We start from the raw sequence: 20256 nt of genomic DNA on the forward strand, positions 1-20256 counted from the left end.
CCGGAGAGCCAGCCTACGGCAGTCGGCCGGGCCCGCCCGTCGACGGTTTCGCGGGCGGGAGGCCGGGTACGGGCGCCGCCGGGCGGGTCACCCGAACGGGCCGTCGCGGCGGCGGGCGGCGGCCCGGGCGGGCCAGGGTGAGGTGGGGGCCGTCGAGGAGGAGCGGACCGTCGAGGAGGCGCCGATGACCGGCAGCACCACCGGCGTGCCGCAGGCGCACCCGGGGCCTTGGTGGGCGCGCGCGGCCCGGGCGGCGTGGCGCTACGTCCGGCGCGCCCCCGGCACCTACGTCTGGCTGGCGATCCTGCTGGTCACCACCCAGGTGATCCGGCACGTCGACCCGGTGACCGCCGACCGGATCCTGCAGCGGCGTTCGACCAATCTGCACCACCTCCAGGTCTCACCCGTTCGGGTGCTGCTGACCAGCGCGCTGTGGATCGCGGGCGGCGGCTGGCTGAGCTACTTCGCGCTGTACAACCTCTTCCACGTGCCCGCCGAGCGCTGGCTGGGCACGCTGCGCTGGCTGTCGGTGGCGGTGCTGGCGCACGTCGGGGCGACCTACCTCAGCGAGGGGGTGCTCGGCTGGGCGATCCACCGCGGCCTGGCGGCGCCGAAGGCCGTCTACACGCTCGACTACGGCGTGAGCTACGCGCTCGCCGGGGTGGTCGGGGTGCTCAGCTACCTGATCGTGCGGCCCTGGCGGTACCTCTACGTGGTGGGAGTGCTCGCCGTGTACGTCTACGGAGTCCACCAGAGCCGGGACTACACCAGCATCGGCCACCTCAGCGCGGCACTGATCGGGCTCGCCTGCTACCCGATCACCCGGGACCGGCCGGGGGCCTTCGACCCGGCCGCCGTGGTGCGGGAGTCGTGGCGGCGGGTGCGTGGGTGGCGGGTGCGCGGGCGGCGGCAGCCCGGGCGGTGAGGGGGCCGCCGGACGTCAGGCGTTCGGGTGTCCGGGCATTCGGTGAATGCCAACTGTTCGAAACGGTAAGGGTCTTAACCTCTTTTTACCGTTCGGGCCTTCCCCCGGCCGGGCACACCGGACAGGCTTACCCCCTGTTTCGCCGGGGCCGCGCAACCGCGCGGCCGGCCACAGGGGAGGACCGCACTCGTGCCCATCAGGCAACGTCGTCGGCTGCTGCTCAGCGCCGTCACGCTCACCGCCCTCGGACTGACCACCAGTCAGGCGCTCGCCGCGCCGTCGCCGTCCGCATCGCAACCCTGGCAGGTGCAGCACCAGGCAGACGTCGGGAAGCAGCACGCGAAGAAGATCCGGGGTGCCGGGACCTCCTCGGTCGCCCCCCGCTCGACCACCGCTCCCGAGGCCGACTCGCCCGGGGACGGCGGCGACGAGACGGAGAACTCCGCCGAGGGCGTCGCCCAGTACACCGAGGCGCGCACCGCGCCGGGTGTCGTGGCGCCGGGCGCCTACGGCGCGGCCTGGGCGCAGTTGCAGTCCATGCCGCACACGGGCGGCACCTGGGACCACGTCACCGACAAGCCGTACAACTCCGACGACCCGCGCTACCGGGACGTCAACTCCAACTCCAGCGGCGGCGCCGGCCTGGTGACCGGCCGGATCACCGGCATCGCCGCCGACAGCGACGGCTACGTGTACGCGGGCGGCGCCAACGGCGGGGTGTTCCGCTCCCGTACCGGCGGCGGCCACTGGGAGCCGATCGCCGACAAGCTGCCCACGCTCTCCACCGGCACCCTGAACCTCGACGGCGGCGGGCGGCTCTGGTACGCCACCGGCGAGTCCAACACCGGGGCCACCTCGTACGTCGGCACCGGCGTGTACGTGCTGTCCGACCCGCAGCACGGCAGATTCCAGCCCGGCAACCGGGTGGGCGGGCCGGAGCTGGAGTCGACCATCATCCACGCGCTGCGCTTCGGCGGCGGCAAGGTGTGGGCGGCGACCAGCCGCGGTGTGTGGAGCCACTCGACCTCCGACCTGTCGGGGCCGTGGAAGCTGGAGTTCGCGCCCAACCCGGACTACCTGCCGGGCGGTTCGATGGCCAAGGACCCGAGCGCGCCGTACAAGAACATCGCCAACGACATCGCGATCGACCCCAAGGACCCGTCCAAGGTGGTCCTGGCGGTCGGCTGGCGTGGCGGCGACACCTACAACGGCTTCTACAGCAAGGCCGCGGACGGGAGTTGGCAGCGCGTCGGCGCGCTGGGCGACCTGCCGTCGGACGCCGCGAACGTCGGCAACGTGACCTTCGCCCGCTCGGCGGACGGCTCGCGCTACTACGCGATCGACCAGTCGCCCGATGTCGCCGCACACAACCCGGACACCGGACTCAAGGGCATCTACGTCTCCAAGTCCGGTTCGCCGTACGGCCCGTGGACGCTGATCGCGGACAAGGACAAGCTCAAGGCGTCCGGCTCCGCGCTCCAGGACCCGGGCTACCAGCCCGGCATCCAGGCCTGGTACAACCAGTCGCTGCAGGTCGACCCGGCCAACCCGGACCACGTCTACGCGGGCCTGGAGGAGGTCTTCGAGACCACCGACGGCGGCAACGCGTGGGCGACGGTCGGGCCGTACTGGAACAACGGCTTCCCGTGCTGGAGCATCGACCCGAGCAAGCAGACCGGTGACTGCTCGCCGACCACCCACTCCGACCAGCACGCCGTCGCCTTCGGCAGCTACCAGGGCAAGGTGAACGTCTACGTCGGCAACGACGGCGGCATCTACCGGCGCCCCGGCAAGGGGCAGTTGGACGCCTGGGGCCACGGCAAGGACTGGACGCCGCTCAACGACGGCACGATGGACACCCTCCAGTACTACTCGGTCGGCGTCGGCAAGGACCCGGCGGACCGGTCCGGCAAGGGCGTCATCGTCAGCGGCGGGCTCCAGGACAACGGCGAGTCCATCCTGCGGGCGCACGACAAGGTGATGGGCTCCAACTTCGGCGGGGACGGCGGCGACACCCTGGTCGACCCGGCCAACGGCTGCGACATCGCCCAGGAGTACGTCTACCTGGACATGTGGGTCACCCAGAACTGCGCGGTGAACGACGGCAGTTGGACGAAGGACCCGAGCAAGGCCACCTCCTACGAGGTCGCCCCGCCGGACAAGGACACCAACGCCGCCCGGTTCATCGCGCCGATGACCGCCGACCCTGCGGACGCCAACACCTGGATCGCCGGCGGCCGGCACGTCTGGGTGCAGCGCAAGGGCTACGCGATCCGCAGCGGCAGCGAGTGGACCTCCGCCTACGACCTGGGCGCCGGTCACGTGGCCACCGCCGTCGCCACCGTCAACGGCACGGTGTACGCGGGCTGGTGCGGCCCGTGCAACAACCAGGGGTTCAGCCGCGGCATCGCGGTCGGCAACATCGACGGCACCGGCTGGCACCAGCTGAACCTGCCCGTCGACGGGACGATCCCGAACCGGTACATCTCCTCCTTCGCGGTGGACGAGAAGGACGCCCGGCACGTCCTCGTGGCCGTCAACGGCTTCTCGCGCACCTGGACGGAGGGCCCCGGCGCGGGCACCGGCCACCTCTTCGAGACCCGGGACGGCGGCGCCACCTGGACCGACGTCTCGGCCAACCTGCCCGACGTCCCGGCGACTTCGGTGAAGCTCCTGCCCGACGGCGGCCTCGCCCTGGGCGCCGACCTCGCCGCGTTCTACCGGGCCCCGGGCGAGAGCCGGTTCTCGGTGCTCGGCCGCAACCTGCCGACCACGGCGGTGCAGCAGCTCAAGCAGGGCCCCGACGGCCGGCTCTACGCGGCGACCTTCGGGCGCGGCATCTGGTCGATCAACCCGCGCGAGCTCGGCCGGGACGGCGACGACCAGGGTGAGAACGGCCAGGGCGGCAACGGCCAGGGTGAGAACGGGCAGGGCGGCAACAGCCAGGGCTGACAGTCCGTTCGCGCGCCGGTGCCCGGCCTGCTCCTGACGAGCGGGCCGGGCACCGGCGTCCCGGGTGCGGTGGGGTGGGGGGATCGGTCGGGGATGGGTCAGCTTCCGACGCGCTGGGCCACGCAGAGGATGTTGCCCTCGCTGTCCTTGAACCAGGCGGCGCGCATGCCCTCGCCCTCGGCGACGCCGTTGACCGTCTTGAGGCCGGGGAAGTCGTACTCCTCGAAGGTGATGCCGCGCTCACGCAGGGCGGCCATCTCGCCGTCGAGGTCGGCGACCTTGAAACTGGCGAGGGTGTGGGCGGCCTGGCCGCCGCTGGGGGTGCGGTAGATGGTGAACTGCGTCGCGCCGCATTCGCCGGTCAGCTCCTCCTCGCCCTCCTCGACGACCTTGAGGCCGAGGGCGTCGGTGTAGAAGGCCTTGGCGCGGGCGAGATCGGTGGCGGGGATGACTGCTTGCAGCGGTCCGTCTCCAAGCATGGTGGTTCGCCTCCTCTCGGTTACCAGGCTAGGGAGGTAAGCGGCCGGGCGCCCGGTGGGCCGGGGAGCGCTGCGGGCCGTGCGCGGCCGGTCACACGGGGGTGCAGTGCGGGCGGTCGGGGCGGCGGGGGCGCGGGCGGTCAGGGTCGGTGCGGACGGTCAGCCGCCCCGGGGCCACTCCTGCGGCACCCGTTCCAGTACGCCCGCGCCGAACAGCTCGTACAGCGGCAGCGTCTCCAGGTGGACGTAACCGATGTGGCAGTCGCAGACCGGCTGCGGGCAGGGGCGCGGCCGCAGCCGGGCGCGGTAGCTGCCGTCGTAGAGGTTGCCGAGGACGTCCCGGACGAAGTGGCAGCGGCGCACCGTGCCGTCGCCGTCCACGGAGAGCACCGAATCGCCGGTGCGGCAGGGCAGCCCGGCGCTCGGGTGGGCGTGCCGGCTGTAGCCGAAGTGCGGGTCGAGGGCCGTCCACTGCGCGGCCTCGGCATCGGTGTAGCTGCGGCCCTCGGCCGCGTTGATCCACAGGTACACCTCGGGGGCGAGCGCCGCGCGCAGCCGACGGGCCTCGGGGAGGTGGTCCGGCTGCCCGACCACGCCGACGCTGTAGCGCACGCCCAGCGCGTCCAGCTCGCGGCACTTGGCGAGGAAGCGGTCGAAGGGCACCTGGCCGGGGTGGTAGGTGACCCACAGGGCGAGGGTGGCGGGGTCGGCCTCGGCCAGCCAGCCGGTACGGCAGCTCAGGTTGGTCTGGATCGCGACCCGGCGCACGTGCGGGAGCCGGCTCAGCTCGACCAGCGCGCGGCGGTACCAGGAGCGGACCAGGCCCTCGCCCCAGGGGGTGAACAGCAGCGACAGGGTGTCACCGGTGCCCGCGCGGGCGGCGGCCCAGGCGGTGAAGCGTTCCAGCGCGGCCCGGTCGGCGCGCAGCTGCTCGGGCGAGTCGCGGCGCTTGGCGAACGGGCAGTAGGGGCAGTCGTAGTCGCAGGAGGCGAGTGGGCCGCGGTAGAGCAGGGTGAGGTCGCGCGGCCGCGTCGCGTCGGGGGTGCCGTCGGCGTCGGTGGTGTCGGCGGCGTCGGCCTCGACCGTGGCGGCGGGCGCGCCGGGCGCGCCGGGGGGCATGCCGAGGAAGGTCATTTCGCCTCGTAGCCCGTCATCAGGGCCCGGACCCTGGGCGAGAACAGCAGCGGCCCGACCGCGTCCGAGTGGGCCAGGCCCTCCGGGGTGAGCCGCAGCCGCTCCGGGTCGGCGGCCAGCCAGCCGCGCTCGGCGAAGCCCGCCAGCTCCGCGGCGAAGTCCTCGGCCGGCGAACTGCCGAAGCGGGCGCGGTAGTCGGCCAGCGGCATGCCCTCGGCCTGGAGCAGCGACTGGACGAGGTGGCGGCGACGCGGCTCCCCGCCGTCCATCCGGAAACCGTGTTCGGCGTGGTGGAAGTCCTCGGTGGTGACGAAGCTGTCGATGATGGCGCGCACCTCGGTGGCGTTCACCGCGTAGTCGAAGGAGTAGTGCAGCCGCGAGGTGTAGGAGCGGGCGCCGCAGCCCAGGCCGACCATGCCGTCGGTCTGGCAGGCGTACTCGCCCTGGCCGGCCTGCGGGGAGGCCGCGCGGCGGAACATCCGCATCGACACCTGCTGGTAGCCGTTGGCCAGCAGGTGGTCCCGGCCGGACCGGTAGAGCGCGAGCCGGCGGGCGTCCCAGGCGGCGGCGCTCTCCTGCTCGCCGCGCCGGGCCAGCCCGGTCAGCGGGCGGACGTACAGCGGGTAGAGGTAGAGCTCCTCGGGCTGCCAGCGCAGGGCCGCGTCCAGTGAACGCAGCCAGCTCGCCTCGGTCTGGCCGTCGATGCCGTAGATGAGGTCGATGTTCAGCACCGGTATGCCGGCGGCCCGGATCCGGGCCAGGGCCGCCTCCACCTCGGCGCGCTTCTGCGGGCGGACGGCCGAGCGGGCCTCGGTGTCGTCGAAGGACTGCACCCCCAGGCTCAGCCGGGTGGTGCCGCGGGCGGCCAGCACCTCCAGCCGGTCGGCGGTCGCGGTGGCGGGTGAGGCCTCCACGGAGAGCGGCACGGCCCGCAGGTCGGCGCCCATCCGCTGCTCGGCGATGTCGCACAGCCGCTCCAGCTCGGCGGCCGTCAGATACGTCGGGGTGCCGCCGCCGAACGCGGCCAGCGCGAACCGGGCGTCGCCGTCCAGGGCCGAGCGCACGGCGTCGGCCTGGCGCTCCAGGGCGTCCAGGTAGGCGGTGGTCAGGCCCTCGGGGCTGCCGATCCGGGTGAACAGGTTGCAGAAGCCGCAGCGGACCTCGCAGAACGGGACGTGCAGGTAGAGCGAGAGCGCGTGCTGCGGCTCCTCGGCCCAGAGCTCGCCGAGCAGCGGGCGCTCGGGCAGCGGGCGGTAGGCCGTCTTGTGCGGGTAGGCGTAGACGTAGGACTGGTACGGCGAGTCGGGGAGCGGGGGTGCGGTGGTCATGCGCGCTCCTCGGGGGTGGCGGGGGTGGCGGAGGGGGTGGTGACACTGCCGTGGCCGGCCGGGACGGTGAAGTGGGCGTACGGGACCGTCCAGACCACCTCGTGGCCGATCCGGTGCCCGGTGTAGCCGTCCTCGCCGTACGCCGTGCCGTGGTCCGAGCAGACGACGGCGAAGCAGGGGCGGCGGGCGCTCATCGCGGTGAAGAGGCGGCCGATGTGGGCGTCCACGTACTCCAGGGCGGCGGCGTGGCTGGCCCGCGAGTCGCCGTGCTCGCGGGTGGCACCCGGCAGGTGGAACCAGTTGGGCTGGTGCAGCGCCGAGACGTTCAGGAACAGGAACAGCGGCTGGTCGGCGGGCTGTTCGGCGGCGACCCGCTCGGCCCGGGCGACCTGCTCCTCGAAGGAGGTGGGGGAGGCCACGCCCATCGCGGGCTCCCAGTGGCTCTCCTGGAACAGGCCGGGCAGGACCGAGCCGAGCGGGCCCTGCTTGTTGAAGAAGCCGACGCCGCCGATGCAGACCGTCCGGTACCCGGCCGCCCCCAGGGCGGTCGGCAGGTCCGCCGCGTCGAACACCCAGGTACGGGTGGCCGTGCTCTCCGAACCGGCGAAGCGGGCCGCGAACAGGCGCGGGTGCGGGCCGCCGGGAGCGGCCGGGGTGGGCAGGAAGCCGGCCATGATCGCCTGGTGGGAGGCGTAGGTGAAGCTGCCGGGCGCGTGCCGGCGCTCCCACCGGCCGCCGGGCAGGAAGGCGGCGAGGTTCGGGATCCGGCCGGCCCCGGCCAGCTCCTCGGCGACGTCGAAGCGCAGGGTGTCGAGGGTGACGAGCAGCAGGTCGTGGCTGCCGACGACCGCGTTCATGTCGGGGTTCGGGGTGGCCGTCTCGGGCGTGGGCTGGTGGTTCATCGGGAGGGTTCCATGCTCTGGTGGTGCGTCGGGGCGGGGGTGCGGGGCTCTGTGCGGTCGGTACGGGTGGCCTGGTCGGGGCTCCGGGCGAGGGCTGCGAGCTGGGCGCCGTAGGTGTCGAGGCCCTCGGCCGGGCCTCCGGGCAGGCCGGTGAGCCCGGGCAGCAGGTCGCCGAAGGCGTTCACCTCGCCGACCAGGGCGCGGCGCCAGCCCGCGGTGGGCAGGACGTCCACCCCGACCATCGGGGAGCCGGGGAAGCAGGCCGCCGCCCGCTCGGCCGTCTCCAGCAGCGCGGGCCAGGCCGGGCCGGCCGCCTCCCGGGCCAGGGCGAGGCTGCCCCGGGCGCCGCCGAGGTGCAGGTTGGTCATCGGTTGGGAGCTGGTGCGCACCACCGCGTGGGTGGCCCGGCCCTCGACCACCACGACGCGCAGGTCCGCCGAGCGGCCGGACTGGGAGGACTTCGGGATCCACTGCTCGACGTGCAGCCCGTCCGGCGCCAGGCGGTCGACGATCTCGGCGACCTCCCGCTCGTCGCGGTAGCGGCGCACCCGCAGCGAGTTGTGCAGTCGGCCGTCGGCCAGCTCGACCGAGGTGGTGGCCAGCAGTTGTCCGCGCGGGCCGAACTCCAGGGCGATCACCCCGGAGGCGGAGGAGCCGTGCGCGGGCTTGACGAAGACCCGGTGCAGACCGGCTGCGGCGAGCCGCTCGCGCAGCTGCTCCCAGCCGGAGAGCTCGCCGCCGGGAGCTGGGCTGCCGGGGGCCGGGTCGGCGAGCGCCCGGGGCACCGGCACACCTGCCGCGGCGAGCAGTGCGTGCGCCCGGCGCTTGTCGAACATCACGGCGATCTCCTCCGGATCGCCGAGCAGCCGCACGCCGGGGTGTGCGGCCAGCCCGCGCAGGGCGGTCAGCACCCCGGTGTACCAGGCGGCCGTGCCCTCGACCCTGGTCGGCGCGTAGCCGGAGCCGAGCGCCGGGCCGCGGAGCAGCTCGTCGACCAGCGGCTCCTCACCGGGCGACTCGATGCGCAGCAGGGTGCCCTCCGGCAGCCGGTACCCGCCGCGCAGGACGTCCAGCCAGGGCAGCACCGAGGGCTCGGGCAGGCCGGCGGCCCGGGCGGCGGCGGTGAACAGCGTCACCCGCCGGTGCCCGGGGTTGCCGAGGACGGTCAACCGCTGGGTCATCGTGCCGTCTCCTCTCTCCGTTGCCGTTGCCGTTGCCGTTGCCGTTGCCGTTGCCGTTGCCGTTGCCGTGTTCGCGTCCGTGTCCGTTTCCGGTCTCCGCGCCGTTGCCGTTCTGCGCCTGCGCCTACTCGGCGACCGCGACGTAGCGGTCCTCGTCGTCCTCGCCCGCGTCCTCCGCCTCGGTGAGGTCGAGGTTGATGCCGGGCAGGGCCTGGCGCAGGCGCTGTTGCATCTCCTCGGAGAGGTAGTGGTGGTGGAGGTCGAGTGCGCGCAGGTGGGTGAGCGGCTGGCCCTCCAGGAGGGCGGCCGCGCCCTCGTCGGAGAGCACGCCCATGGAGAGGTTGAGCGACTCCAGCTGGGCGACCACGGGGGCGTGGGCGAGGGCGGCGGCGATCTCGTCCTGGAACTCGCTGTTCTGCAGGCCGAGGTGGCGCAGCCGCGGCAGGCGCGAGCCGTCCAGGAAGGGCGCCAGGTCGTCCAGCGTGGTGTCGCCGCCGTACTCGTCGACGCCGAGCCAGAGCTCCAGCCGCTCCAGCGCGGGCAGTTCGGAGCCGGACACCGCGCGGACCACGGTGGCCGGCAGACCGCCGGACTCGAAGCACAGGGACGTCAGCCGTTCGTGCCGCACCGGGAGGAGGCTGAGGTCCATGCTGCCGCGTACGGTCAGCGAGGCCAGCCGGGGGAAGGCGGTCAGTAGCGGGGTGACGTCGTCCATCTCCAGCCAGGAGATCTCGCACTCGTCGAAGGTGACGTCGCCGAGGAAGACCGCCTCCAGCGCGGGCAGGCGGTCGGCCGCGGCCGCCATCGCCTCGACCGCGACCCGTACGGAGGAGTAACCGCCCTGCCACCAGGGGCCGATCACCAGGGCGCGGACCCCGGCCGGGTCGACGGACTGGAGGAAGGACCGCCAGAGCTCCTCGAAGCCGTGCTTGGCGTCGTACTCCAGGGCCAGCCGCCAGGCGACCTCGCCGGCGGCGGGCCGGTGTCGGGTGTCGTCGGGGGCGAACTCGTGGATCGGCAGCTCGTGGAAGTGCTTGAGGTGGTGCGAGACCGTCATGTCGGATCCTGGCGGGTGTGCTCGGGCGGGTGCGGGACGGGTGGAGCGGGAGGGGGCGGTGCGGGCTATTCGGCGACGGCGACGTAGCGCCACCGGTCGTCCGGCTTGCCCGCCTCGGTGAGGTCGAGGTCGACGCCGGGCAGGGCCTGGCGCAGGCGCTGTTGCATCTCGTCGGTGAGGTAGTGGTGGTGGAGGTCGAGTGCGCGCAGGTGGGTGAGCGGCTGGCCCTCCAGGAGGGCGGCCGCGCCCTGGTCGGTCAGCACGCCCATGGAGAGGTTGAGCGACTCCAGCTGGGCGACCACGGGGGCGTGGGCGAGAGCGGCGGCGATCTCGTCCTGGAACTCGCTGTTCTGCAGGCCGAGGTGGCGCAGCGCGGGCAGCCCGGTGCCGTCCAGGAAGGGCGTCAGATCGCCGATCGTGGCGTCGCCGCCGTAGTTGTCCACCCCCAGCCAGAGCTCCAGCCGCTCCAGCGCGGGGAACTCGCAGCCGGCCACCGCGCGGACCACCGTGGCCGGCAGGCCGCCCGCCTCGAAGCGCAGCGCCTTGAGCGCCTCGTGCCGCAGCGGCTGGAGGGCGAGGCCGCCCTGACCCTCCCAGTCCTCCGAGGCGCCGCGCACCACCAGCTCGGCCAGTGCGGGGAAGGCCGTCAGCAGCGGCGTCACGTCGCACTGCTGGATCCAGGAGATCTCGCACTCCTCGTACGTGACGTCCCCGGCGAACAGCGCGCGCAGGGCGGGCAGTCGGGGCGCGGCGGCGACCACCGCCTCCAGCGGCTCCCGGAAGGAGTCCGGCTCGTCCGGTGCCCACTGGCCGATCACCAGGGCGGCGACCCGCTCGGTGTCGACGGCCTCCAGGAACTGCTGCCAGCGTTCGGGCCACGTCCGCTCGGACTCGTACTCGAGCCGGATCCGCCAGGCGACCGCGGCCGCGTCCGGCAGCGGGGCGGGCCCGGCGCCGTCGGTCGGCCCGGCCGCCTCCGCCGCCTCCAGGGCCTGGACGAAGTCGAAGACCGGGAGACCGTGGAACTGTTCGAGGTGGTGGTTGACGGTCATGCGCTGCTCCTCCGGGGAATCGGACCGAACGACTGTCTACCAGGCGGGTCCGACAGACCGGTGGCCGGGTGGCGGCCCGGGCGCGTTGTCAGACCCTTGCTCTACGTTCTGGTCATGGCTCCGGAGCGTGACCGTGTCCGGTCGGGCGGAGCCGTGGGTTCCGGCGCCCGCCGGGGCCCGGCCGTACGGCGTGGGAGGACTGATGTACCGCCAGGGTGATGTGTTGATCGTGCCGGTCGCGGAGGTCGTGGTGCCGCTGCGGGTGTCCGGGCTGGCCGTGCAGCCCCGGGACGCGCGGGGCCGGATGGTGCTCGCGCTCGGTGAGGTCACCGGCCACGCCCACGCCGTGGTCGGCCCCGGTGAACTGCGCCGGGAGGCCGGGCCCTTCGGCGAGGCGTGGCTGCACCTGCCCGAGGGCGGCCGGGTGGTGCACGAGGAGCACGCGGCGATACCGCTGCCCAAGGGGTGGTACCGGGTGGTCCGCCAGCGCGAGTACGTGCCGGGCTCGGTGCGGGTGGTCGCGGACTGACCTGCGGGCGCGGGCGCGGACGCCGGCGCGGGAGTGGGTCCCTGCGCGGCACGGGGAAGCGAACGGGAACGGACGGCCGGGTGGGGAGCCCGGCCGGGGAACGGAGCAGACGATGACGACGGAGACGGTGATCCGGGCCAACCCGACCGATGCGGGCGCGGGCGGCCGCGGCGAGGCCGGTGGGCCCGGCGGGGCGGTCGGCGCGGCCGGGGCCACGGCGCGCTGGCGGGCCGCTTCGGCCGCCACCGGGCCGGCCGACCGGGCGGCGGTCGAACACGCGGTGCGGGCCGCCTACCGGGCGGCCGGGCTGCCCGAACCGGCGGCCGTGCGCTGGTTCGGCTCGCCGCTCGCGGCCGCCGAGGCGGCGCTGGAGCTGCGGGCCGCCGGCGCGGTGAGCGTGCGCGAGGAGGTCCGCACCCGGCCCTGGGAGGAGGCCCGGCGGCGCGCCGTCGAGCAGGTCGGCCCGGCCGGCTGGGCGGCGCACTGGGCGCTGACCGGCGGTGAACTCGGCCCGGTCAGCACGCCGCTGGCCGAGCGGGTGCGCAACGCCGTGCTCGACCGGCTCGCGCCCGAGGCCGATCGCGACCGGGCCTCCGGCAGCGACCGGGCCTCCGACGGTGCCCCGGCCTCCGGCGCCGAGGCCGCCGCCCGGAGCCGGCGCACCACCGTCCGCCTCGCCCTGCTGGACGCGGTGCGCGGCCAGCACGACGCACCCTGGTTCGCCGCCCTGGAGGCCGCCGGCGCGGGCGTCGAGGCCGTCGCACCGCTCGCCGAGGTGGGGCGGGGAGCCGGCTGGTGGTGGCCGTACCAGGAGGTGGCGCTGGTCTCCGAGCGGCCCGTCGTCCTGCACCGCGACGAGGCCGGCCGGCTCGACCGGGCGGACGGCCCCGCCCTGGAGTACCCGGACGGCTTCGCGCTGCACGCCTGGCGCGGGATGCCCGTCCCCGCCGAGTTCCTGGCGGGCCTCGCCGAGGTGACGGCCGAGCGGATCCGCACCGAGGAGAACGCCGAGCTGCGCCGCGTGCTGCTGGAGCACTACGGCTACGAGCGGTACCTCGCCGACTCCGGCGCGGAGCCCGTCCACCGCGACGAGACGGGAGTGCTGTGGCGGATCGTCCTGCCGGACGACGAACCGGTGGTGATGGTCGAGGTGGTCAACTCCACGCCCGAGCCCGACGGCACCTCCCGCACCTACTGGCTGCGCGTCCCGCCGAGCACCCGGACGGCCCGGGCCGGGGTCGCCTGGACGTTCGGCATACCGGAGACGGCCTACCACCCGCAGCGCGAGACCTGATGCTCCGGCCCGCGCCCGTCAGGCCCACGGGGCCCGGCGGCCGCAGGTCACCGGCCACTCGGCGGAGGGGACGCCGGAGCACCACAGTGCGGGGTCGTCGGAGGTCTCCCTCCGTGCGGTCAGGTCCTGGTTGACGCCGGCACAGGTGGCGACGGGCGAGTACCGGGGGCACTGGCCGGTGGCGTCCTTGAGCACGTGGGCGCGCCAGGCGTCCAGGCCCATGTCCAGGACTCCCGAGGCGGTGGTCGGCATGTACCGGTTGGCCGACCACGAGCCGGCCATGGCGGTGAACAGCGCGATCGCGCAGACCCCGGCCGCGGTGATCCGGCGGACCGCCAGGAGGTTCTGCCCGGTGGCCGGGCCGCCGCTGGGCCGGGACAGCCTGCGGCTCCAGGCCGCCGTGCGCCGGACGGCCAGCATCAGTCCGAGCACCGCCAGGACGATCAGGCAGTACATGATGATCCACGTCGTCCGCGGGTAGAGCTGCACGGCCTGGGTGCGCTCCATCTGCGCGGCGAACCAGAACCGGAGCAGCCAGGAGCTGACCAGGACGGTGGCGACGGTCCGCACCAGGACGCCTCCCGAACCGAGGCCGATCGCGAGTGCCGCCGCGGCGAGGAGCAGCAGGGTGAACGCGCTCTGCCCGGCCAGCTCACCGCCGACCGGCCAGTCGTGGTAGGTCTGCGTGCCGGCGCGGTCGGACGCCCATCCCAGCACGTAGGCGGGATCGGCGTAGACCGTGATCATCGCGTAGCGGTCCTTGGTCGTCGCGCCGAACCGGACCAGCTGGTAGAGCAGCGGCGCGCCGACCACCGCGGCGTGCAGTTGGAGACCGGCGAGGCCGCTCACCTGGCCGATGCGGACCAGCGGGTTCACGTCGACGCTGCGGGCCCAGAGCAGGAAGCCGACGCCGGTGACCAGGCCGACGACAGCCTCGGCGACCGCCGTCGCGCGCCGCCGTCGCAGGGGTCGGCGCGCGCCCGCCGCCCGCGCGGACGTGACGGCGGCGGTTTCGGGTTCTGCCCCGGTGATCCGAGCGGCCGGTGGTGCCTCGGCCTGTGGCGCAGCGGTCGGACAAGTGGTCGCATCAGTCATGCAGTTGTGCTCTCTCACTGTGCATCCGCCGCACCCGATCGGGCTCGCCGGACCCGGAGTCCCCCGCTCGACGGTCGCCCTGGGGAACGACCGGCACCCGCCCCGGTCACGCGGCATGACCTGGACGGAGCAACCGGGCGGGGCGGCGCCCCCGCCTCAGGCCCGCAGGCCGTGGCGCTTGGTGTAGGCGAGGTGGAAGAGGAACAGCGGTACGGCGATGACCGGCCAGCAGGCGTGCATCGCGGCGGGCGCGGCGTCGACCGGCAGCAGGTAGGCGAAGGCGAGTTGGGCGAAGGCGTTGAGCAGGCTGGCCGCGCCCCAGACCACGGTGAGCACCCGGACGCCGCGGCGGAAGGCCGCGTCCTCCTCCCACCGCCCCTCCCAGGCGCGCAGCCCGGCCTCGCCCGCCTTGACCTGGACGAAGGAGCGGAACAGGAGCATCAGCGCCGGGCGTCCGAAGCCGACGGAGGCGAGCAGCCAGACGCCGATCAGCCCGCCGAGCATGCCGGTCCAGGCCTCGCGGATCAGCAGGGCACGGGGGTCGCCGGTCAGCGAGGAGAGGACGAGCCCGAGTCCGATCATGGTGAGGATCAGCAGGGCGAGGAAGTCGAGGCGCCGGGTGCGGACCAGTCGGACGACGACGGTGACCGCCGGGATCGCGGCCGACCAGAGCAGCGACCACCACTGGTCCACGCCTGCGAGGCGCAGCCCGTAGTAGGCGCCGAGCGGCAGGACGAGGTCGAGCAGCAGGGGTAGGGCGGCGGTGCTCCGGCGGGTCCGTCCGTCCCGGGGAGCGGCGTGGACGGTCATGACGCGCCGCCGTTCCTGGTGGCGAGGTCGAACAGGGTGACCAGTTCACGGCCGTAGGCGCGCGGGTCGAAGTCGGCCCCGGCGGCGAGCCGGTTGGCGGCCGCGTCGATCGAGGCGCGGATCGCGGTGGCCATCGCCTCGGCGTCGAAGGGGCGGAAGGCGCCGGCGCGCTGGCCGTCCCGCAGGTGCTGCACCAGCAGGGCGACGGGGGTGTCGAAGCCTGCCGGGCTGACCAGCGGACTGCCGTCCTCCCGGCGGGCGTTGGCGAGGACGTCCACCAAGGCCCGGACCGCGACGGGGTGTTCGGCGAGGAAGTCGAGGTTCGCCTCGATGTAGGCGGCCAGCATCGCGGCCGGCTCGTGCTGGGCGCGGATCCGCGGCTGCATGGCGGCGCGGGCCTGTTCCTGGACGGTGTCGACCAGGGCCTGGAAGAGGTCCTCCTTGTCGTCGAAGTGGTACGAGATCAGCCGCACGCTGGACAGCCCGGCGCGCTTGGCGATCTGCGCGAACGAGGCCCGGCCGTAACCGAGTTCGGCGACGGCCTCGATGGCGGCGGTGACGATCTGGGCGCGTCGGGCGTCCGTGACGAAGCTCCGGCCGCTCTCCGGAGCGGTGGGGTCCTGAGGATTTACTCGCATGAGTAAAAAGTAACACGCGTCGGCAGAAGTGCGGGCGTAAAAGAGCCCCGCCGCCTCCGGTGGGGGAGGCGGCGGGGCGACGTGGCGCAGGAACCGGGAGGTCAGGGGGCCCGGGCGAGCAGGACGGGCTGGAAGAAGCCGGTGTCGGCGAGCCCGCGCCAGTCGGTGGCGGTGAGGCCCGCCTCGGCGGCGAAGGCGCTCAACTGGTCCTGGGTGAGGGCCCAGTAGCTGGAGCGGCGGACCGTGGTGCGCCACTGCCCGGTGTCGTCCGGCAGGAGCCGGAAGAGCTCCAGGTCGTAGCGCTCGCCGTCCTCGTGCCACTGCCAGAGCTGGAACAGCACCGAGCGCCGGCCGTCCAGTTCGGCGGTCTGCGGCGGGGTGGAGGCCGGGCGGTCCCGGCGCAGCTCGTCGTACGGGCGGGTGGAGAGCAGGAGCAGCCCGCCCGGGCGCAGGACCCGGCGCATCTCGGCCAGCGCGGCGCGGACGTCCTCGGCCGCGAGCAGGTGGGGGAGCGCGTTGTCGGCGCACACCACCACATCGAACCGGCCGTCCGGGAAGGGGAGTTCGCGCATATCGGCAGCCGCCGCGGGCAGTCGGAGCCCGCGAGCGGCGGCCTCCGCGGCGGCCCGGGCGGCGGCGACCGGGCTGAGGTCGGTGCCGGTCACCCGGTGGCCGAGCGCGGCCAGGCCGATCGCCTGGGTGCCGATGCCGCAGGCGCAGTCGAGCACCTCGGCCGGGCCCTCGCCCAGGTGCTCCCGGACCAGGGCGTCCAAGGCGGCGCCCTGCCGGGCGAGCGAGGCGTTCCAGTCGCCGTAGAGCAGGTGGTAGTCCTCGGCGAGGTCGTCGTAGAAGCGGCCGAGGTCGGAATGCGGTGTCCGTCTCATGGCGTCGGGGCCTCCACGGGCGGCGGCTGGGAGGAGTAGCGGGCGTAGTAGGCGTTGAAGTGGGCGAGGTGGTAGGTGGTGTCCTGGTGGACCAGTTCCATCGGCGGTGGGTCGGACACCCACGCACGGATCCCGTTCGGCCCGTCGGTCCGTACCTCCAGCCGGTGGGCGTTGTTGAACGCGGCGTACGCCTCGGCCTGCTCCGCCGTCCACAGCCCGCCGTCCCGGTCGACGCCCGGTCCCGGGCGGGACAGGGCACGCAACAGGGCGGGGCTGTGGACGCCGCTGACCCGGAAGTTCTCCAGGAAGCGGAGCTTGGTGGCGAGCGTGACGTAGCGCCGACCGTGGCCCCGGTGGCGCCCGGCCACCACGACCTCGTCGAACACGCCCCAGCGCGTCGGGGCGATCCACACCTTGGCACCCGGGGCGAAGTGCTTGAGCCCCTGGCGGATCTCCAGCCCGCCCACGCCGTGCGCCGTCTCCCGGGAGACGTTGGCGACGACTCCGTAGCCGAACGGCTCGCCGTCCTGTTCCTCTGTCATGGCCGCTATCCTCGCGCAGACGTGCCGAGCCGGGGTAACGGTTTTCGAGGCCGCGGTGCCGGTACCGGAGGAAGAGGAAGGAACGGGCCGTGGAACGGATATCCGATGAGGACCCGCTGGACGGGCTCCGTCCACTGCTGGAGGCGGGGGATTCCGTCCTCGGCTACGAGCCGGACGGCCCCTGGCCCGGCTCCGGGCGGGCGCCCGGTTACGCCGACCGTTGCTGGGTGCTGCACACGCTGCGGGTGGACGGGCGGCCGGTGCGCTGGGCCGAGGCGCTGGCGGGCGCCGGGCGGCGCCTCGCCGACTGGCCCTGCACCCTGTCGTACCTGGTCTTCGACGACCGGGCCGCGCTGCCGGGCGAGATCGACGTCCCGCTGATCGGCGAGCCGGACCGCGACTGCCTCGCGCGGCTGGTGGAGGTGCTGGCCCGGCACAGCGCCGACGGTCCGGAGACCGACTGCCGTTTCGCCTCGGCCGCGATCGAGGACCTGCTGCGGCCGGTGACGGCCCACCGCGGCCGACTGGACGAGGTGCTCGCCCACTACGACGCCCGCCCGGGGTACGCCCAGTTCCCCGCGCACTGGTGGTCCGCGGACCGCTCCTGGTTCGTCCTCACCAACTGGGACCTCAGCGCCACCGAGGTCTTCGGCCCGCCCGCCCTGATCGCCGACCTGCTCGCCGACCCGGGCCTGGAAGCCGTCCGGCATCCGAGTATTGCGGAGATCGCGGACGGCGCGGCCCGGTGGCCGGGGTGATCGAGCTGCCGGAGGGGTCCTGGTGGGACTGGGACGTGTACTCCTGGCGCCCCGGCGAGCTGATCCTGGCCGCCGGTCACGACCTCTGCTACCACCACGGTCTGGAACTGGTCCTCACCGACCCGCTGTACGTCCGCTGCCCGGGGTTCTTCCAGGACCCGGTGTTCCGCGAGCCGGGCGCCGAGGAGCGGCGGCTCGTCGAGCGGCAGTGCGGCGAGGCACCGGGCGTGCTGCTCGCCTTCGAGGCGGACGGCGGCGGGGCGGAGCCGGTGGCCGGGCTGATCGCCGCCGGGGGGCTGGAGGTGCGGGTCGGGTGGGTGCGCAGGTACCCGGTCGGCGGTGAATCCGCTGGCAGCGCGGCGTCGGCGCCGCGATGATGCGAGGCATGCGCACCTTCGAAGAGCTGATCGCCGAGGCCGGGTCCGTCTCCGTGGACGGCTGGGACTTCTCCTGGCTGGACGGCCGGGCCACCGAGCAACGCCCCTCCTGGGGCTACCAGCGGCTGCTGGCCGGGCGGCTGGCGTCGGCGTCGGCGGCCCTGGACATCCAGACCGGCGGCGGGGAGGTGCTGGCCGGCGCCCTGCGCCAGGGCGGCCGCCCGCCCGTCCTGGCGGCCACCGAGTCCTGGCCGCCCAACCTGGCCCAGGCGACCCGGCTGCTGCACCCGCTGGGCGCGGTGGTGGTCGCGGACCAGGACGAGCCGCCGCTGCCGTTCGCGGACGGGGCCTTCGGCCTGGTCAGCAGCCGGCACCCGGTGAAGGCCTGGTGGCCGGAGATCGCCCGGGTGCTGCGGCCCGGCGGTGCGTACTTCGCCCAGCACGTCGGCCCGGCGTCGGTCTTCGAGCTGGTCGAGTACTTCCTCGGGCCGCAGCCCGAGGCGCGTGAGGGCCGACGCCCCGAGGTGGAGGGCGCCGAGGCCCGGGCGGCCGGGCTGGAGGTGGTGGACCTGCGCTCGGAGCGGCTGCGGATGGAGTTCCGCGACATCGGCGCGGTGGTGTACTTCCTGCGGAAGGTGATCTGGATGGTTCCGGGTTTCACCGTCGAGGGCCACCTCGACCGGCTGCGCGAGCTGGACGCCCGGATCCGGGCCGAGGGGCCGTTCGTCGCCCATTCGGCGCGCTTCCTGATCGAGGCGCGCAAGCAAATCGATTGATCCGGTGTCCGGGTCGGGGTGGAGCAGAAGGTTCTGGAGCGGGGTGCCTGCGGCCCGGATGGCGTTGTGGATCTCGGCGGTGTGGTCCTGGCGGAGCAGGGTCATCGGGATGATCACCGGTTGGCCGTTGTTCTGCTGGTGGCAGTGGATGGCGAACTGGGTGACGAGGGGGCGTCGGTGAGGGCGGCGAGGTCTGCGCGGGCGCGGGGCGCGTGGAGGGGGTTGAAGGAGGGGTCGGTGGCGAGGGCCTGGCCGAGGTGGGCGCGGGCGGCTTCGGTGTGTCCGAGGGCGCGTTCGATCTCGCCGTGGTGGTAGAGGAAGACGGCGTTGTGCCAGCCGTGGCTTTCGGCCTGTTCGGCCAGGTCCAGTGCTTCCTGGTCCGCGCCTTGGCGGTGCAGGGCCCAGGCGAGGGCGTCGGCGACCAGGACGTTGTGGCGCCGTTGCCATTCGGCCCGCAGCAGGCGTACGGCTTCGGCGGGGTCGCCGTGGTCGGCCTGGTACTGGCCGAGGGTGAGGTCGTCGACGACGCCGTTGGCGGCGGCCAGGCGCTGTTCGGCTTCCAGCAGGCGGTACTGCTCCTGGGCCTGTTCGGGGTGGCCGAGGGATTCGTGGAGTTCTCCGAGTTCGAGGAGGTACTGGGGGAGCGGGACCTTGGCGATGGCGGCGTCGTAGTCCCGGACGGCGGCCTCGGTGTTGCCGAGGGCGGCTTCGGCCCGGGCCTGTCCGGCGAGTGCGGGGGTGTGGCCGGGGTCGTCGGCGAGGGCTTCGCGGTAGCCGGTCAGGGCTTGGTCGGGGTGGCCGGCGTTGCGGTCGAGTTCGGCGATCTGGAAGCGGCAGAAGGCTTTGTCGGCGGGGTCGAAGGCCGAGGCGAGGGCGCTTTCGAGGGCGGCGCGGGCCTGGTCGGGGTGGCCGTGCTGTTCGAGGTCGTAGGCGGCGCGGGTGAAGGAGGCGGTGCCGGGCCTGCGGTCGAGGAGTTGCTGGACGGCGTCGGTGGCGCCGGCGTCGTCGCCGAGTTGGGTGCGGGCGTCGGCGAGGACGGCGTAGGCGGGCCAGTGCGCGGGCGAGGCGGCGATGGCCTGTTCGGCGAAGTCACGTGCCCGGTCGAAGAGGTGGCGGGCGTTGGCGAGGGCTCCCAGGCCGGTGAGGGCCTCGATGTTGGCGTCGGGTGCGAGCGTGAGGGAGCGGTGCAGGGCCTCGTCGGCCTTCGGGTAGTAGGACGGGTCGGCCGTCAGTCGGGCCTGTTCGACGTACTCCGCGCCCAGCCGGGCCCAGCCGGGGGCGTCGTTCGGCAGTGCCTTGAGCCGCTGCTGTTCGGCGGTGATCGCCCGGGCGAGGGAGCTGCCCGCGGTGCGCGGGCCTGCGGCGTGCGCCGCGTCGTCGCCCGGGGACCCGGTGCGGTCCGCCGTCGGGTGGTGCAGTGCCCCGGCCGTCGCCAGGGCGCCGCAGAGGGCGGCGGTGGTGAGCAGGAGCGGTAGGCGGCGCATCGGGGTCCTCTGGTGGTGGCGGAGGGGAGGGTCGGCGGGTGGTCGGCGGGTGGCCGACG

Annotated in this window: 20 protein-coding genes; 7 read left to right on the top strand and 13 right to left on the bottom strand. The window is 74.2% G+C overall.

The genetic code is table 11. The annotated features are described in order from the left end of the window. Positions 1 to 142: 142 nt before the first annotated feature. Entirely contained in the window at positions 143 to 925 is a 783-nt protein-coding gene (locus ACFV8H_RS30985) for a rhomboid-like protein (RefSeq protein ID WP_380406641.1), read from the top strand. Between the two features lie 189 nt (positions 926 to 1114). Beyond that, positions 1115 to 3877 carry a glycosyl hydrolase gene (locus ACFV8H_RS30990; RefSeq protein ID WP_380406643.1) on the top strand — a complete coding sequence of 921 codons (2763 nt, stop codon included), beginning with the start codon at positions 1115 to 1117 and terminating at the stop codon, positions 3875 to 3877. 98 nt (positions 3878 to 3975) lie between these two features. Here ACFV8H_RS30990 and ACFV8H_RS30995 read toward each other — a convergent pair whose 3' ends face one another. The 7 genes from ACFV8H_RS30995 to ACFV8H_RS31025 all read right to left on the bottom strand — a co-directional run bounded on the left by ACFV8H_RS30995 (position 3976) and on the right by ACFV8H_RS31025 (position 11010). Continuing rightward, entirely contained in the window at positions 3976 to 4356 is a 381-nt protein-coding gene (locus tag ACFV8H_RS30995) for a VOC family protein (protein ID WP_375896821.1), read from the bottom strand. Positions 4357 to 4515: 159 nt separating this feature from the next. Next, positions 4516 to 5490, bottom strand: coding sequence for an STM4011 family radical SAM protein (locus tag ACFV8H_RS31000; RefSeq protein WP_380406645.1), 975 nt, complete (start codon positions 5488 to 5490; stop codon positions 4516 to 4518). Beyond that, entirely contained in the window at positions 5487 to 6818 is a 1332-nt protein-coding gene (locus ACFV8H_RS31005; protein ID WP_380406647.1) for an STM4012 family radical SAM protein, read from the bottom strand. The genes ACFV8H_RS31000 and ACFV8H_RS31005 overlap by 4 nt, the downstream gene beginning before the upstream one ends. Next, entirely contained in the window at positions 6815 to 7675 is an 861-nt protein-coding gene (locus tag ACFV8H_RS31010; protein ID WP_380406720.1) for an STM4013/SEN3800 family hydrolase, read from the bottom strand. The genes ACFV8H_RS31005 and ACFV8H_RS31010 overlap by 4 nt, the downstream gene beginning before the upstream one ends. 41 nt (positions 7676 to 7716) lie before the next feature. After that, a complete protein-coding gene (locus ACFV8H_RS31015) occupies positions 7717 to 8901 on the bottom strand; it encodes an STM4014 family protein (RefSeq protein ID WP_380406649.1) in 1185 nt (394 codons plus the stop codon). 124 nt (positions 8902 to 9025) lie between these two features. Further along, complete coding sequence (locus ACFV8H_RS31020; protein WP_380406651.1) at positions 9026 to 9958, bottom strand: STM4015 family protein; 933 nt, start codon at positions 9956 to 9958, stop codon at positions 9026 to 9028. A gap of 65 nt (positions 9959 to 10023) precedes the next feature. After that, positions 10024 to 11010: an STM4015 family protein gene (locus ACFV8H_RS31025; protein WP_380406653.1), complete on the bottom strand. Its 987-nt coding sequence runs from the start codon at positions 11008 to 11010 to the stop codon at positions 10024 to 10026. Between the two features lie 202 nt (positions 11011 to 11212). Here ACFV8H_RS31025 and ACFV8H_RS31030 point away from each other — a divergent pair, with 202 nt between their 5' ends. Then, the gene (locus tag ACFV8H_RS31030; protein ID WP_380406655.1) at positions 11213 to 11539 is read left to right on the top strand and encodes a hypothetical protein; all 327 of its coding nucleotides are present in this window, start codon (positions 11213 to 11215) and stop codon (positions 11537 to 11539) included. A 112-nt stretch (positions 11540 to 11651) separates the two neighbouring features. After that, on the top strand, positions 11652 to 12833 hold the full coding sequence (locus ACFV8H_RS31035; RefSeq protein WP_380406657.1) for a DUF6745 domain-containing protein: 1182 nt from the start codon (positions 11652 to 11654) through the stop codon (positions 12831 to 12833). An 18-nt stretch (positions 12834 to 12851) separates the two neighbouring features. Here the strand turns inward: ACFV8H_RS31035 and ACFV8H_RS31040 are convergent, their stop codons facing one another. The 5 genes from ACFV8H_RS31040 to ACFV8H_RS31060 all read right to left on the bottom strand — a co-directional run bounded on the left by ACFV8H_RS31040 (position 12852) and on the right by ACFV8H_RS31060 (position 16802). After that, positions 12852 to 13928, bottom strand: a complete 1077-nt coding sequence (locus ACFV8H_RS31040; protein WP_380406659.1) for a hypothetical protein — start codon at positions 13926 to 13928, stop codon at positions 12852 to 12854. Between the two features lie 156 nt (positions 13929 to 14084). Next, positions 14085 to 14738, bottom strand: coding sequence for a VC0807 family protein (locus ACFV8H_RS31045; protein WP_380406661.1), 654 nt, complete (start codon positions 14736 to 14738; stop codon positions 14085 to 14087). Further along, positions 14735 to 15376, bottom strand: coding sequence for a TetR/AcrR family transcriptional regulator (locus ACFV8H_RS31050; protein WP_380406663.1), 642 nt, complete (start codon positions 15374 to 15376; stop codon positions 14735 to 14737). Before ACFV8H_RS31050 ends, ACFV8H_RS31045 begins: the two co-directional genes overlap by 4 nt. A gap of 101 nt (positions 15377 to 15477) precedes the next feature. Then, positions 15478 to 16260, bottom strand: coding sequence for a methyltransferase domain-containing protein (locus tag ACFV8H_RS31055; protein ID WP_380406665.1), 783 nt, complete (start codon positions 16258 to 16260; stop codon positions 15478 to 15480). Further along, on the bottom strand, positions 16257 to 16802 hold the full coding sequence (locus ACFV8H_RS31060; protein ID WP_380406667.1) for a hypothetical protein: 546 nt from the start codon (positions 16800 to 16802) through the stop codon (positions 16257 to 16259). The genes ACFV8H_RS31055 and ACFV8H_RS31060 overlap by 4 nt, the downstream gene beginning before the upstream one ends. Positions 16803 to 16891: 89 nt before the next feature. Here ACFV8H_RS31060 and ACFV8H_RS31065 point away from each other — a divergent pair, with 89 nt between their 5' ends. From ACFV8H_RS31065 to ACFV8H_RS31075, 3 genes are read left to right on the top strand one after another with little or no spacing between them, the layout of a single operon-like run. Further along, complete coding sequence (locus ACFV8H_RS31065) at positions 16892 to 17560, top strand: hypothetical protein (RefSeq protein WP_380406669.1); 669 nt, start codon at positions 16892 to 16894, stop codon at positions 17558 to 17560. Continuing rightward, entirely contained in the window at positions 17557 to 17937 is a 381-nt protein-coding gene (locus ACFV8H_RS31070) for a hypothetical protein (protein ID WP_380406671.1), read from the top strand. The genes ACFV8H_RS31065 and ACFV8H_RS31070 overlap by 4 nt, the downstream gene beginning before the upstream one ends. Before the next feature lie 8 nt (positions 17938 to 17945). Beyond that, the gene (locus ACFV8H_RS31075; RefSeq protein WP_380406673.1) at positions 17946 to 18713 is read left to right on the top strand and encodes a methyltransferase domain-containing protein; all 768 of its coding nucleotides are present in this window, start codon (positions 17946 to 17948) and stop codon (positions 18711 to 18713) included. Positions 18714 to 18826: 113 nt separating this feature from the next. On the opposite strand, the gene ACFV8H_RS31080 is transcribed toward ACFV8H_RS31075, so the two are convergent. Next, the gene (locus ACFV8H_RS31080) at positions 18827 to 20197 is read right to left on the bottom strand and encodes a tetratricopeptide repeat protein (protein WP_380406675.1); all 1371 of its coding nucleotides are present in this window, start codon (positions 20195 to 20197) and stop codon (positions 18827 to 18829) included. Positions 20198 to 20256 lie beyond the last annotated feature (59 nt).

Source organism: Kitasatospora sp. NPDC059827 (assembly GCF_042731675.1).
GTDB lineage: Bacteria > Actinomycetota > Actinomycetes > Streptomycetales > Streptomycetaceae > Kitasatospora.

What these genes read in the sequence shown, in the direction of transcription:
- ACFV8H_RS30995 (WP_375896821.1), bottom strand. Translation starts at nt 4,356, where the DNA reads ATGCTTGGAGACGGACCGCTGCAAGCAGTCATCCCCGCCACCGATCTC.
- ACFV8H_RS31045 (WP_380406661.1), bottom strand. Translation starts at nt 14,738, where the DNA reads ATGACCGTCCACGCCGCTCCCCGGGACGGACGGACCCGCCGGAGCACC.
- ACFV8H_RS31025 (WP_380406653.1), bottom strand. Translation starts at nt 11,010, where the DNA reads ATGACCGTCAACCACCACCTCGAACAGTTCCACGGTCTCCCGGTCTTC.
- ACFV8H_RS31005 (WP_380406647.1), bottom strand. Translation starts at nt 6,818, where the DNA reads ATGACCACCGCACCCCCGCTCCCCGACTCGCCGTACCAGTCCTACGTC.
- ACFV8H_RS31030 (WP_380406655.1), top strand. Translation starts at nt 11,213, where the DNA reads ATGTACCGCCAGGGTGATGTGTTGATCGTGCCGGTCGCGGAGGTCGTG.
- ACFV8H_RS31010 (WP_380406720.1), bottom strand. Translation starts at nt 7,675, where the DNA reads ATGAACGCGGTCGTCGGCAGCCACGACCTGCTGCTCGTCACCCTCGAC.
- ACFV8H_RS31020 (WP_380406651.1), bottom strand. Translation starts at nt 9,958, where the DNA reads ATGACGGTCTCGCACCACCTCAAGCACTTCCACGAGCTGCCGATCCAC.
- ACFV8H_RS31080 (WP_380406675.1), bottom strand. Translation starts at nt 20,197, where the DNA reads ATGCGCCGCCTACCGCTCCTGCTCACCACCGCCGCCCTCTGCGGCGCC.
- ACFV8H_RS31040 (WP_380406659.1), bottom strand. Translation starts at nt 13,928, where the DNA reads ATGACTGATGCGACCACTTGTCCGACCGCTGCGCCACAGGCCGAGGCA.
- ACFV8H_RS31035 (WP_380406657.1), top strand. Translation starts at nt 11,652, where the DNA reads ATGACGACGGAGACGGTGATCCGGGCCAACCCGACCGATGCGGGCGCG.
- ACFV8H_RS31075 (WP_380406673.1), top strand. Translation starts at nt 17,946, where the DNA reads ATGCGCACCTTCGAAGAGCTGATCGCCGAGGCCGGGTCCGTCTCCGTG.
- ACFV8H_RS31060 (WP_380406667.1), bottom strand. Translation starts at nt 16,802, where the DNA reads ATGACAGAGGAACAGGACGGCGAGCCGTTCGGCTACGGAGTCGTCGCC.
- ACFV8H_RS31000 (WP_380406645.1), bottom strand. Translation starts at nt 5,490, where the DNA reads ATGACCTTCCTCGGCATGCCCCCCGGCGCGCCCGGCGCGCCCGCCGCC.
- ACFV8H_RS31050 (WP_380406663.1), bottom strand. Translation starts at nt 15,376, where the DNA reads ATGCGAGTAAATCCTCAGGACCCCACCGCTCCGGAGAGCGGCCGGAGC.
- ACFV8H_RS31055 (WP_380406665.1), bottom strand. Translation starts at nt 16,260, where the DNA reads ATGAGACGGACACCGCATTCCGACCTCGGCCGCTTCTACGACGACCTC.
- ACFV8H_RS31015 (WP_380406649.1), bottom strand. Translation starts at nt 8,901, where the DNA reads ATGACCCAGCGGTTGACCGTCCTCGGCAACCCCGGGCACCGGCGGGTG.